General features: G+C 53.8%; 18 protein-coding genes and 1 pseudogene. All 19 read right to left on the minus strand.

Going from position 1 to position 12634, the window contains the following annotated elements:
- Positions 1 to 264 (minus strand): hypothetical protein, encoded by a 264-nt coding sequence (locus tag EIO64_RS01930; protein ID WP_003524806.1) that lies wholly within the window; start codon positions 262 to 264, stop codon positions 1 to 3.
- Complete coding sequence (locus EIO64_RS01935; RefSeq protein WP_006877308.1) at positions 261 to 701, minus strand: Imm51 family immunity protein; 441 nt, start codon at positions 699 to 701, stop codon at positions 261 to 263. Before EIO64_RS01935 ends, EIO64_RS01930 begins: the two co-directional genes overlap by 4 nt.
- Positions 698 to 1012 (minus strand): hypothetical protein, encoded by a 315-nt coding sequence (locus EIO64_RS01940; protein ID WP_006877307.1) that lies wholly within the window; start codon positions 1010 to 1012, stop codon positions 698 to 700. The genes EIO64_RS01935 and EIO64_RS01940 overlap by 4 nt, the downstream gene beginning before the upstream one ends.
- A gap of 211 nt (positions 1013 to 1223) precedes the next feature.
- Positions 1224 to 2704, minus strand: a pseudogene (locus EIO64_RS18730) (hypothetical protein).
- A gap of 18 nt (positions 2705 to 2722) precedes the next feature.
- Positions 2723 to 2956 (minus strand): hypothetical protein, encoded by a 234-nt coding sequence (locus EIO64_RS01955; RefSeq protein WP_009259963.1) that lies wholly within the window; start codon positions 2954 to 2956, stop codon positions 2723 to 2725.
- An 8-nt stretch (positions 2957 to 2964) separates the two neighbouring features.
- On the minus strand, positions 2965 to 3924 hold the full coding sequence (locus EIO64_RS01960) for an NTF2 fold immunity protein (RefSeq protein ID WP_024730825.1): 960 nt from the start codon (positions 3922 to 3924) through the stop codon (positions 2965 to 2967).
- A gap of 14 nt (positions 3925 to 3938) precedes the next feature.
- Complete coding sequence (locus tag EIO64_RS01965; protein ID WP_009259965.1) at positions 3939 to 4886, minus strand: DUF4241 domain-containing protein; 948 nt, start codon at positions 4884 to 4886, stop codon at positions 3939 to 3941.
- A gap of 5 nt (positions 4887 to 4891) precedes the next feature.
- Positions 4892 to 5218 (minus strand): DUF5713 family protein, encoded by a 327-nt coding sequence (locus tag EIO64_RS01970; RefSeq protein WP_002569137.1) that lies wholly within the window; start codon positions 5216 to 5218, stop codon positions 4892 to 4894.
- 16 nt (positions 5219 to 5234) lie between these two features.
- Entirely contained in the window at positions 5235 to 5780 is a 546-nt protein-coding gene (locus EIO64_RS01975) for a hypothetical protein (protein WP_009259966.1), read from the minus strand.
- A gap of 16 nt (positions 5781 to 5796) precedes the next feature.
- On the minus strand, positions 5797 to 6801 hold the full coding sequence (locus tag EIO64_RS01980; RefSeq protein ID WP_009259967.1) for a DKNYY domain-containing protein: 1005 nt from the start codon (positions 6799 to 6801) through the stop codon (positions 5797 to 5799).
- Positions 6798 to 7352: an SUKH-3 domain-containing protein gene (locus tag EIO64_RS01985; protein ID WP_009259968.1), complete on the minus strand. Its 555-nt coding sequence runs from the start codon at positions 7350 to 7352 to the stop codon at positions 6798 to 6800. Before EIO64_RS01985 ends, EIO64_RS01980 begins: the two co-directional genes overlap by 4 nt.
- Before the next feature lie 14 nt (positions 7353 to 7366).
- Positions 7367 to 7858, minus strand: a complete 492-nt coding sequence (locus EIO64_RS01990; RefSeq protein ID WP_249390772.1) for a hypothetical protein — start codon at positions 7856 to 7858, stop codon at positions 7367 to 7369.
- 74 nt (positions 7859 to 7932) lie between these two features.
- Complete coding sequence (locus tag EIO64_RS01995) at positions 7933 to 8568, minus strand: hypothetical protein (RefSeq protein WP_009259970.1); 636 nt, start codon at positions 8566 to 8568, stop codon at positions 7933 to 7935.
- Between the two features lie 22 nt (positions 8569 to 8590).
- A complete protein-coding gene (locus tag EIO64_RS02000) occupies positions 8591 to 9190 on the minus strand; it encodes a hypothetical protein (protein ID WP_009259971.1) in 600 nt (199 codons plus the stop codon).
- A complete protein-coding gene (locus EIO64_RS02005; RefSeq protein WP_009259972.1) occupies positions 9180 to 9683 on the minus strand; it encodes a DUF2004 domain-containing protein in 504 nt (167 codons plus the stop codon). The genes EIO64_RS02000 and EIO64_RS02005 overlap by 11 nt, the downstream gene beginning before the upstream one ends.
- 12 nt (positions 9684 to 9695) lie before the next feature.
- Positions 9696 to 10058: a hypothetical protein gene (locus tag EIO64_RS02010; protein WP_009259973.1), complete on the minus strand. Its 363-nt coding sequence runs from the start codon at positions 10056 to 10058 to the stop codon at positions 9696 to 9698.
- Positions 10059 to 10068: 10 nt separating this feature from the next.
- Complete coding sequence (locus tag EIO64_RS02015) at positions 10069 to 10908, minus strand: DUF2262 domain-containing protein (RefSeq protein ID WP_009259974.1); 840 nt, start codon at positions 10906 to 10908, stop codon at positions 10069 to 10071.
- Between the two features lie 12 nt (positions 10909 to 10920).
- Positions 10921 to 11541 carry a hypothetical protein gene (locus tag EIO64_RS02020; protein ID WP_006877292.1) on the minus strand — a complete coding sequence of 207 codons (621 nt, stop codon included), beginning with the start codon at positions 11539 to 11541 and terminating at the stop codon, positions 10921 to 10923.
- Between the two features lie 11 nt (positions 11542 to 11552).
- Positions 11553 to 12632 carry an ankyrin repeat domain-containing protein gene (locus EIO64_RS02025; RefSeq protein ID WP_006877291.1) on the minus strand — a complete coding sequence of 360 codons (1080 nt, stop codon included), beginning with the start codon at positions 12630 to 12632 and terminating at the stop codon, positions 11553 to 11555.
- Positions 12633 to 12634 lie beyond the last annotated feature (2 nt).

Here is a 12634-nt window from a genome sequence, read left to right on the forward strand (position 1 = left end):
TCATTTGAACCAATGCCACCCCGTCATGGTGCCGGTTACCTCATCTATCTGTACCGCAATATCATAATTGCCGCGACAGCCCAGCAAAGCTGTAGGATGGTCGTTTTCCAGAATCAAATCATAAAACTCAACCGCTATGTCTTGGAATTCCTTCGGAATCTCCAGTGCAGAGAAGAAATCCACTGATTGAGCATTTTGGAAAAATTCAATGGCCGTTTTACTGCATTTTACTATAATCCCTGTTTGAGTGGTCAACTCTTTCATGCTTTCGCAGCCTCGCTCATGTTCAGATACATCCCCATCGTTTTTTCATTGTCACAGGCCGCCCGGATCATTTTGGACAGTAGCATCAAATCGTCGATGTATTGGGAGTACACGCAGAACACATCCTCGTCGGAATCAAAGTGAAACAGATCCACGCCGCTGTTATTTTCCTCGAACTCCTGGATCACGCCCCGGACAAGCCGCTCCCAATCCGCGCTGCTGCCTGTCAGTCCCAGCCGTCGGAATTTCTCTGTCCGGAATCCGTCGCTGATCTTTAGCAGAAGGGAGATCGCATAGGGGTGGTGGGGAATGAGAAAGAATGGCGCGATCTGCTCTGGTTTTACCCAGATTTTGAAGGGCGGGCGCGGATCAGGTATCCAGGGCAAGATTTCCCATTCGTCATCCCGACGATTTCCGTATTGGCAAAAGTCTTTCATGGCTTTGCCTCCTGTTTGAGTCTCTTTCTGCATTTCTCAATGTGGGCCTGTTTGGTGGCTATGATCTCCAGCACCTTCTCTGGCTTTATCCGCAGCAGAAGCGCAATCTTCTCAACAGGCATCCCGTCCGCTGCCAGCATACAGAGAATTTCCTTCTGTGCGGAGGCTTTTCCAGCAGCAAAACCAGTATCATAGTCGTGAGACAGCAGGGCAAAGAATTGCTCCGGTGTCAGAGTGGAAATCAGTTCCTGCTCCCCGTGATAGATCCTGCTGCGGAGCATTTCCAGTTCATAAAGTTTCATTTCTGCCATGCTGTACTCCAATCGTCAAATCGGTCTATGTAATCCTCCCCATAGCCCATGCGCCAGCCAATGGAGTATCGCTCGATCTCCCGGTGGGCCAGCCAAGGGGCGGCATGATTTTCTTATCTTGTAGTGCCATATTGTTTTCCTCATTTTTCTTTCAGGCTTCGCATCCGTTTCATGATCTGCTCCTGTTTTTTCGCGGTTTTACGCTACCTGCTCAAAAATCCCGCAGCTGTTCAAACTGCTCCAGCAGGGCATCTTTCTGGAGTGCATCGCCTGGCAGGGCATCCAGGATCCCCCGCAGAGCCATGTAAATTTCATCCCGTTCCTCGGTTTCGATAAAGCCCATCTTGTTGAAGGTCTGAGTGTAGGCTGCCACCGCCTCAAGTGCCTGGGCTTGGGCGTCCTCGCCCGGCTCAGCGGCCAGCTTCATCAGCTGGGAACGGGTCTTGCGGTATTGATTGGCTGCCTTTTTCGCAGCGGCGGCAGGGATATGCTCCGCACCGTCCCAGCCCCGGAAGGGATTGTCCAGGTTTTGCGCCAGCCACTCCGGTTTCCGGGCCTTAGTGATCCGCAGATCCATTCCCGGCTTGCTTTTCCAGAGCTGCTTTGCCGCTTTTGCCGCCGTCTCCGGCAGGCTGGTCATCCAGAACCAGCGAAGCTCCGGCACCTGCTCCGGGGTGGGGATGTCAGCTGCGCCGAAGCCGAACAGGTCGAAGGTGGAGAGGTTCGTCAGTTCCCGGAACCCTCCCACGGCGGAGAAGTTCCCCAGGTTTCCCGGCGCGCCCCAGAGCCGCAGTTCCTTCAGGTGGGGATGGACAGCAGCCAGCCCGGTCAGATCAAAGTCCTTCAGCTCGATGCCATGCAGCCCCCGTAAGTTCGGCAGTTCCGTGTGCGGGCAGTATTCCCCGATAAATTGGAGGGTCAAGCCGCTGCCATCTTCGGGGCATGGATGGTACAGGCGTCCGGCCCCTTGTTCTGAAACAGGAGCAGCTCCGTTCCCTCACACAGCCACAGCTCCTCCAGCCCGGTCATGTCCAGCATCAGCTTTCTGATGCTGGTGCCTCGCAGATCAAGTGTCCTCTGACCGTGGTTCAGCAGGGTCAGCTCACTGATAAAGGGATTCCCCCTCAGAAACTCCAGCAGATCCGGGTGCCACCGCTGGCAGATGAGTTCGGAGAGGCAAGGCAGCGCCTTTAGTTCCAGCGCCGAATTGAATGGCGCGTACTGATCCATCACCCGATGACTGCTGACCTTCACCGGGATACCGCCGATCTCCGTTTGCTCATCGCTCTCCATGGCCTCCTTGAAGGCCCGCCGCCGCTCCTCCGGGATGGCCTGCCACCGGATCTGGAGATACACATCATGGCCGTCACTCCAGCCTCCGTAGGAGCAGCAGGGCTGGTCGGTGAAGGGCGGCAGAGTCCCCACCAGCGTGTACTGGGGCGGGACCTCCACCGGCACCCGCAGCAGATGAAGGTCACGGGACCAGTACATGAAGTCCTTGTAGAGCGGGCGGAGCTGGGGCAGTTCCTCCGCCGTCAGAGGGGCGTCACCCACCCAGTCCAGGGAGAGGACCACCGCCCAGGGCTGCTTGCTCACCGAGTCCGGCGGCGCAATATAGGCCACCTGGCAGGCGGTGTAGCGTTTCAGATATTGGTTGTAGACTGTATAGACCTCTCCGGCGGTGGCTTTCATGGCACCACGCTCCTCTCATCAGTTCTTTTCCAGATAGAATCCCCATATGCAGTTGGAGAATTCTCCAGCGGCAAAGCGGTGGATCTGCCCGTCAATCTCCACCTGCCAGACCTCGAAGGTATGGTCTTGGTGATAGATCGGGTCTTTGACTTTTACTCGCTTGCCGGTGGTTTGCCAGTCGTAGTCAAAGATGTTCACACCGAACAATTTGCATTGACCGTCCGGACCAAAGGTTTTATATTCCAAAGCCATGTGATGCCTCACAATTCCGAGCGCTGCCAGCCGTTCAGCCGCTCCTGCACCGCGTCGATCATCCAGCCCTCGCCCACACGCTTCATGAGGAAGCGGCGGTCAAAGCCGGTATTTTTCTCTCTGGTGTAGATGCAGAGCTTGTTCTTGGTGATCTGCTCCGCGTCAAGGAATTCTTCCCCTTTGTAGGTACCCTGGGCACTGTATGAGAGGCCCAGAGGCCGGTAGCCCGGGCGGGGCTTTTCGCTCACATACTTTTCCCAGATTGCCAGCAGGCGGGGCACAGCCTGGGCATCTTCAAATCCAGCCTGCTCCATATACTGCTCCCACTCCGTCATCTCAGCAAAGAAAGCGGACAGCACCCTGCGGCATTCTTCCACCGCCTGCTTATCCAGCTGGACGGGATTTTTGGCCTTTTCCCGCTGGAGCTGGGAGAAGTGTTCCATCTGCTCCTTGGTGAATTGCATATGGGCCACCGGCTCGATGCGGTTGTTGCCAGCGATGGCCAGCAGGCCCTCATAGGTAACGGCGGTATGGTCGATCTGGATGTGGGAGAGCTTGGGGATGGAGGCCGCCTGGAGCAGACCGGCATCATCCAGCCCGGTGCGGTTGAGGGTGAGAAGGTCCAGCTTGCAGCCTTGCAAGGCGGGCAGGCCGCTGCCGTGGATGGCGGCGTTGCCGTCCAACAAAAGATAGCGCAGTTTGGGCATAGCGGAGAAAACAGGGAAACAGGCGTCGGTGAGGGCGCCGTCCTCCACGCCGAAATTGACCATGCTTTTGTGACCAGCAAAGGGGGCAAGCAGTTCATCGGTCACAGGACAGCCTTTTACATGAAAGCCAACCAGGGTGTACCTGGCCAGCCGCTCCATGATCTCTGCGGTCAGCTCCGGGGTCTCAAATTTCTTTTCCCTATCCAGGGTCAGGACGCCGTTTTCCCAGTCCGCCGTCCGCGCCCGTTTTGGCCATTCCATTACTGTTTTCCTCCTTACGCCTGCTCCTTGTAGCTGGCTTCAATGTCAATGAAGCGCACATACACGGCGCAGACTTCGCCCTTTGCATCATAGCCGAAGTAGACGGGATAGTAACCGTCACCCCAGCCAGAGGAGAAGATGGGCAGGTTGCAGTCCGTGTCCGGCACGGTCCAGTTGAGCCAGTCGCCGCAGTCCCCCTGATATTTGGGGTGGGCTTGGGCGTTTTCCTCCAGTAAGTCGCAGAACAGGTCGTTGTAGGGGTCGATGTCCGGGTCCTCCTCCAGCCGCTTGGCCCAGTATGTTTTGAAAGCCGCCTGGGTCTGGATGTCTGCAATACACCCCATTCCGGCATCTACGCCGAAACCGAAGTAGTCATCATCTCCCAGTGCCGCGTCCAGATTCTCGTTGCCCACCATGCCCAGTTCATAGCGGACAGGCTTTTCCCGGCTGACCTCCACCTTGACGCAGGCGTAGCGGTCGCCGTATTTTTCACTGGGCACCACGCAGATCTTTACCGGGTAAGTCCCGGCGGGGATCGTTTGAAGGAACGGCAGAGTGTCCTCCAGCTCCACCAGCGGATCACAGGCGAAGATTTGCCCGGTGGGGAAATGGACGGTGCCGATGTCCAGCACATCCACCGCCATATTCCCAATCACTTTTTCTGTAAAATGGGCCTCCAAGTCAACTTTGCAGGTCAGTTTATCCTTGATGGATTCGTATTTGTTCAGCCATTCGGTCGTAGGCATATCAGTTTCCTCCTGTTGATTCTGCTTCTTGATGTACACACTCTTTGAGCCGTCCCAGTAGCAGTTCACACACCGGCCATCCTGAAAATGATGGTCACAATTCGGGTAGCCGTAGAGAATATGGGCACATTCCGGGCACAGCCCCATCATCTGTGAGGAGCCTTTGAAAAACAGGCTGCCGCACTCATCACAAAGGGCCAGTTCTTTTTCTGCCATAGGGCTCACCAGTCCCGTTCCCGGATGGCCTCCTCAGTGTCAATGGGGATGCCAAACCACTCCAGAATGTAGGCCACGGTTGCCGCAATACATTCCCGCGCCACCGTTTCGATCTCGCTGTCGTTCTCGTCAAATTCCTCCTGAAGATCGTTGATGCCGCAGACCGCCTCGTCCAGCGTTTCCTGCACCGCATCGGTGTCGGTTTCGCCGCTCTCCAACAGGTCGATGACCTTCTGAAGCTCGTCCTTTACCTTGTTCACCAGAAAAGCAGGATAGTAATCGTCCTGATACATTTCGTCCAGCAGTTTGTAATTGGGGTCAAATGCTTTCATCGTGATTTCTCCTTTCTCATTCAAACATCAAACCGTATGATTCAGTCAGGCTTCCATCGTCCTCGTGAAATATACACTGGTACACAGGCTCACGCTGGGTTGCTTTGCGGAACCGCTCCAGAACCGGAGCCAGCGGCTCACCGGTAGGGATGCCGAGGGCATCAGACACCCGCCGTAAGCTGTCCACATCCATATCTTCCAAGTTACAGTTGCGCTGTCTCTGCCCATACTCCTCCAGTGTTTTGGAATCCACATACTGCTTTGCGTCACAGCAGTCGTGCCAGCAGATACAGCTCACAAGCAGGGAAAAGAGATCATCCATGCTCTCAGCCAGACGGCCAGCCTCCCCTTCGCTGCTGTAATATCCAATGGAACCATCTTCCAACAGGTGGTATTCTCCGCCGGAGCCATCTCTGGCAAAGGCCATGCCGGGCATTGAAAAGGTGCATCGGCCTTCCGCGTCATCCCGCGGGGACAACTCATCCAGCAGGAAGAAGTCAAACAGCGAATCAAATTCATCCGCCAAATCAGGGTTTTCGTGCAATATCTTCAAATAGTCCATAGCCGTTTTCCTCCGTTTACGGTTCTTGGGTCATTTCGTGCAGCCGTTCCAGCCACAGCGTTTCTTCGATCATCTCATCATTCTGGTAAAAATGGTCTTTGTCGCGGGCCAGATGATCAGCAAGTGGAGCCGCGTCCAGCGGGGTACATACCACAAAACTGTCCCGATCCGCCCCCTTGATCTCCCGGTTGAGGTAGTACACCCGCCTGGCATCGCGGGAATACCAGTGCCCAAGCAGTTCCCAGGAAGTCAGCTCTGCTTTGGGAAGCTGTTTGCCGTAGGCATATATCCGCTTCTCATCTCTGGCAAAATAGGTATCGCCCAAGGAGCGGAAAGAGGACACCTCCGCGCCCTTGATGACCTTCACCTTGCCGTCTCCGTTGTGGAAGTAGACCTGCCGGCTGTCCTTTGCATATCCCTGGGGCGCACCCGAATCGTTCTGGCCGTTGTCCAACACCTGGAAAGCTGCCAGCTCTGCATCTGAGACTCTCCCGCTGGTGGTGTAGACGGCTGTTTTGTCCATCGCGTAGGCATAGTTTAACACCCGAAACGATGCCGGGTCTGCTCCACGCAGGCGAATCCCGCCGAGAAAGCAGGCCGCAGAGGATTTGCCCCAGTAATGCCAGCAGCAGAAGTCTTTGGGCGCAACCTCCTTCAACAAGCCGTTTTCATATAGGCCAGAGAAATAGACGGCTCCATCCCGAAGGAAAAATTCGTTGTCCACCGGCTCTGTGTTGGTGATTGGTTGCAGCGTTTCTTCCTGCTCGGCTGTGATGCTCAACTCGATATCATCGTCGCTGTAAATCAAGCAGAGCCCATGAGGAGCCTTTCTATCGAAATGCAGTTCAATGTCATGGTATTTGAGGATCAAAGGTTTCCCGTCGCTTCTCATGGTGGAAACGGCATCGGGATTCCCGAAGATTTCTATGACCTCATCCTGCGATATTCCGAATTTCAGCGGTGAAATGTCCCGAGGATTCTGCAATATTTGATTGCGCCAAATAGTAAAGTCCTGTTTCATGGTTTTCCGTCCAGTGCCCCAACGGTTTTCATAGCGGCGGAATCAAATTTGCACTGCCGCAGTTCCCGTTCAATCAGGGCAAACACATCGGGGAAGCACTCGATCTCGTCCTGATACTCATATTTCGCATACAGTTTCCCGTACTCCGAGATCCAGACCTCTGCCGGGTAGTAATAGCCGATGTGACCGATGGGCTGACACTTCTGACCGGCAGCCTGTTCGATTTCCGCCAGCTCACAGCCGGACATATCCCGGAAATAGGCTTCTTCCAAATGGTTTTTGATCCCGTTGACCAGGTAAGGGAACAAAGCAAACTCAAAGTCCGCCGCCCAGTTCAGCTTTTTCTGCGCCAGGTACCACTCGCAGCACAGGCCGAAATATTTGCGATAAAACCGCTGGGTGGTCTTCATCATCGGGACGCCATGATCGGCGTAATACTTCTCCGCAATGGAGATGTCCACTTTTCGCCCTTCCTGCCATCCGGCGTACTCCATCAGCTGCTTGACCTTGCTTTTGAGATCGCCGGAAATGGGGATGCGTTCTTTCGTCACGGTGGTCACCTCCATTATTTCTCAAGTGGATAATACCAATCCTCCGGGCCATTGTAACTGACCTCAAATGCTTCTGTATCAACATTCAGTTCTGATTTGGCTGTTCGATAAGCTACAGCGGCGACCTGTTTCAGAATGGGGGTAGCCTCCTCCCAGTAGACGCATGATGCTTCATCTTCCAACTCAGAATCTTCGTCTTCCTGTTCCTCCTCAAAATTCAAAGAAAAGGATTCATTTTGAATCTCTGCGTAGAATGGAAGTTCAAAGTCCGCAGGATTGGTAATCCGGATCTCTCCAGTGGGAGCATACATCTCGGCCATACTCAGATTGCCGGCCTGAAGATATTTCTGGTATTGCTCTGCTTCGTTCTTGAGATACCGTTCCGAGGAGGCCCGGCTGTCAAAGTGGACGGCGCTTACCCCAGAGGCAAAGTCCGTTGTCAGGCTTATAGTGAACACCGTGTAATCCGGATGCTCCGCTTTCAGCTTTTTGATGGCGGTATTCACAAGGGACAGCATTTCTTCCTGGTAAAGGGCCGCGTTAAAATTCGTGTCCATGATTGTGTTCTCCCATCCTTCTGTCAAAGTTCATTCGGATACCCGATCTTATCCAGGCCCGCCTTGATTTCTTCCCATTCATTGCGCTTAGGGTTCAACGCAATGACCAGTTCTTTTGTCACCGGAACCCCATCAGCAAGCTGGCGCACAGTCTCCAAAGGCAGGTCTGCTGGGTAAAACCACTTTCCATACTCCACATAGGTCTGTGGATCGCCATCGATCAGGGGAAGCAGGTCTTTGGATGCGTCCTCGCCGTCCATGGGATTGCAGTACCAGGTGATGCCGTCTTCCGTCCAGACGCAGAAGGTACTTTTCATCTTTTTGACTTCACGGCTGCCCATGAGCTTTTGCAACGCAGGGGGCATCCCATCCGTCAGGTCTTCTATTCGGGGAAGTTTTTTCTCCCAGTCGTAGAGTTCGGAATCCACACCGTTGATTACACAGCCTTCCGGCGCAAACATGACGATCATGCTCTGGTCACTGCCATCAGTGGCAAAGAATGCCTCTTTGCCTTTTCGCCATGCGGGGTTGTATGTATAGTGGCGGATGAAGCTCCATTCCTCCTCCACCATGATGATGTCCAGAGCTGCCAGCCCTTTGCAGAAGTTTTTCAGGCGCTCCGCATTGGGAAGGCCAGATAAATCTTTTGTGGAAATCATGTGGTTATCCTCCTGTCTTTCCTCACCACAGCCGGTCGATCTTGGTATATATCTTACTGGGTTCTCTGTCCGTAAAACTGGTCAATGAGTCAGTGAGTTCTGTAAGCGGCATCACATTCAAAATATCCAGTGCATAATACCAGATCCCGGTGTCCCAGTCCCGGAACCGCCCATTGCAGACAGCTCGACCATAATCACCAGGAATCAAATCCAGTGCTAACTCATTGAGGGGCTGTTTTTGCCCTGTCTTATCGTAGGTATATCGCTCCGGCATCGCACCAATATGCCAATCATAGCGGTAATGCACCTGGATTCCAGACTCCTGCTGAATCAGTTCAAAAGGGTGAAGCCGCATTGTGCCATTAGGCTTCCATTCCATCAGCCTGCGACAGTCCCGATCAATCCGAAATCCATCGGGCCTCTGTACGATAGATGCAAAGTGAGTAGGCAGGCCAAAGGAATAGTAAGAGAAGAAGTCTTTCGGCAGCCGCATCGCTCTGGGATACTGGTTCCGTTGTGCGGCGGCGTTTCCGCCCCGACAGTCTTTATACCATTGCAGGCGGATCTGCTGAACCAGAAGTGTGGGCAGATATTTTTCTCTTTTTCGTTCCTCAGCTTTCATGAGTAATACAGAAAATCTCCTGGTTCAAATCAAAGTAGATCACCATCAGCTCGTCGGTGATCTCCGGGTTGAAGGACAGATCCATAATGAAAACTTGCTGATCCATCTCGTCATCCACCAGGCTGCCAAACCGCTTGAGCCGCAAAAAGTCCACCATCTCAGTAAAGGACAGCTTGGATGGGTCGGTTCCCGGAAAAAGATCAGCCGCAATATCCGGGCCTACATCGTCCCGGTGGAACTCCATGAAAAATGTCACAACGCTATGGTAGCGGCTGTCCTCGTCCGCCAGCGCCGCTTTGATGGCGGCTTTGGCCTTCTCCGCCAATTTCTCCGCCTCATCCAGCATTTCTCCCACCGCATCCATGGCGGTAGGATCAGCTGTCAGTTCTTTCTCTACATCGAAGAGAAAGGGCAGTCCCGATTCATCGGGAAAGGTGAAGATTTCCTCGCCAGGGGTATATGTAAAATCAATGCGTTTACAATTCAGTTTCATAGATACACCTCCTCATTGGTTTTCCAGATGGGGTAATGGGATTGGTGAATAGACCACTGTATCTCCGTCATTATCCATCTTGAGAATGATAGCAAATTCCGCTGTATTGCTGTCCTGTCCCTTTGGGAGAGGAAAGATCATTGGGGGGCAACGCAGGGCAGCATGGTTCGTGGTATTATTCCAATCTTCCATGGCAGCAGATAAAATGACATCAATGTGTGCCAATACCTTCTCAATGGAACCCGCTGAGATGTTGTAAAAAGTGGGGTTTTTATGATACTGCTCTGTGATGAAGTTTTTATAGGTTTGCACTGGCATAAAGCAAAATTCCCAATCAAGGGGATACAACCCAAGCCAATACTCATACAGTTTCATAGGCGTATCCTTACCCCTCAATGTTGGTAGCTTTGAGGCCCTTTTTCAAGGAACCGTAGACCGTTACCGCATGGTCGGTGAACATCTCGTCGCAGTCAAACCAGGCGGTGAAGCTGCCGCCGGAGGTGACGGACAGGCTCGTCATGCTGATCCGCCGGGCCAGTTCTTCCTCTGTGATGGGGTCTGTTTCCGGATCGCGGGGGTTTTCCTCATCCTGGGAAAGCCAGTTGTTAGCCAGCTCGGTCAGGTTCTTTGCCGCAAGCTCCCGCATGGCTTTGTCCCAGGTTTCACAGTCGGCCAGCAGCTTCTTGGCGGCACTGCGGGCGCGGGTCCAGGAGGGCTTGCTTTCAGCATTGACCTCCAGAGAAAGGAGCACATCCTTTCCGCACCACTGGATTTCGCCCTCGAAGGTATCATAGTCCTTGTCCAGCTTCAGCTCACCCAGCACCTGGTCCTGGATCACCACCGGCTTGTGGTACTCGTCCAGAACGGCTTGAAGTTCCGGACAGTCCTCGTGGGCCTTGACCACCTGGGAGATACACCAGGGCCATGCCACCAGATCTTTTGCCCATTCCTCTTTCATCCGGCGGATCTTCAGGCGGCAGATCTGCTCGTTTTGAAAGCGTTCCCAGCCCTTTTCGCTGTTACGCTCCTCATCGGTGACCGGCCACTCCAGCCGCTCCTCTTTGGTGCTGACCTTGCCGGTGTCACAAAATACCACGCCCAGCGTCACAACGGTCATTTCCCAAAAGTTTCCTTTCCAGTTATATCCGCCTCCAATGCAGCGATTGATCAGAGCGACCACTTCCTGCTCCTCGGGCTCGTACATCTCATAAAATTCTTCAAACATAGATCATTCTCCTTATCCCGCCGTTTGATTGCGGTATTCCTTCTCCAGTTGGGTGTACCACCGTTTCAGCATGGTTTCCAGACTGGTCTTTCCGTTGCGATCTGTAAAAACAAGAAACTTCTGCATCAGTCTGGGGAATAGATATTTGCCCGCTTTTGTCAGATCCTGATTGAGATAGACCATCCGAAGGATACGGCCCTGCCGATCCAGAGGGTTCTTTTTCAGCAGTTCCTTTTCAAAGCAGAAGCGCAGAAACACCACATTCTCGTCGTAGAAGTCCTCCACCACAGCCGCGCCAATGCTGGTGTATGTGATGTCGTACACCAACCGGCTCCAGTCAAATTTCTCGGCATAGAGTAGTTTCAGCGCCTTTGACCAGTGTTCCTCCGGGATCACCAGCATCCTGTGCTGGGCGGTACTGGAGTAGCCACGGTAGACGGGTTCCGGGTGTCCCAGCAGTTCGCTCACACTGTCGGCATAGACGAAGCACAACTCCTCGTCGAACAGGCCGCCGATAAAGTTACCATTGCAGTACAGCATATAGTTTTTGGACTTGGCCGGAGAGTAAGAGAGGTTGTATTCCTGGGAGTCCAGGATTTTATGTACTTTGTTCAAAAAATCTATTGATGTCATCGGTTTGCTCCTTATTCCTCAAACTCGCCCTCGATCATTCCGTTCAAATACCGGCCAGGGTCTGCGATGAAGTCGTCCCATTTGGCCAGAGGGTGGAACTCCTCGTGTTCGATATCCAGATACCACAGCTTTTTGTCCCTGGGGCTCCACAGCAGCAGGTAGTCACTGTAATTGTCCATGGCCGCCATGAGGGAGAGCAGCTTTTTTCGTTTCCAGGTCATCTCCTGCACATCCATGAAGGAGTAGAGCTCCGCCCACTTCACCCATTCCTGCTCCGGAAACTCCAGCCGAAGGGGGCCGGTTTTCAGATACTCCACCAGCTTGGCGGGCAGCTTATAGGGCATGAGCTGCCGGGCTTTTTCCTGTTCGTTGTGCCAGTCCTCCGGCTCCAGGGCTTTTAAGTAGTCGGCCAGCTCCTGATTTTTGTTCTGCACTGCCACGGTGTAAGGCCGGTCGCCGTATTTGTCAGCAATGGTGATGTCGGCTCCTTGCTCAATGAGCCAGCGAACCATAGGGAAATTGTTGGAGCGGGCGGCCTCGGTGACTGGGGTGGAGGCGTAAGGGAACATCATGTCCGGCTTGTGGTAATTGATATCCGCCCCTTTTTCCAGCAGCAGTTTGGCAAGCTCGGCCTGTCCATCGGACACAGCGGCCCGGAATGCCTCGCCGCCAAACTTGTCCACGGTGATCCCGGCTTGCTCCAGCACCGGGATATTCTCCGCTCGCTGTCCCCAGCGCACTTCCTGGAAGGCCCGCTCTTTCTGCTTCGGGCTGAGTTTTGCGGCCTGTCCAGCAAAGAGCGCCACCACCACCGGCCCACAACAGCGGGCAGCGGTGAGCAGCAGGGGTTGTTCCTCTGCCAGACCGGGATCAGCTCCATGCTCCAGCAGGAAGTGGATCATGGGCACATCGTTCCGAAAAACCGCGATCTCCAGCGGCATCAGTTTGATGTATTCGCTGAGCTGGATGGGAACATCTAAATCCAGACCGCCTTGGAGCAGCGCTTCCAGCTTGGGAGTGTCATGGTCGCAGATGGCAGCAGCCGTTTCTGGGAGAGTCTCCCAGCGGCCAATATATGCAATTTGGTACATAA

The sequence above is a fragment of the Dysosmobacter welbionis genome, from assembly GCF_005121165.3.
GTDB classification, from domain to species: domain Bacteria; phylum Bacillota; class Clostridia; order Oscillospirales; family Oscillospiraceae; genus Oscillibacter; species Oscillibacter welbionis.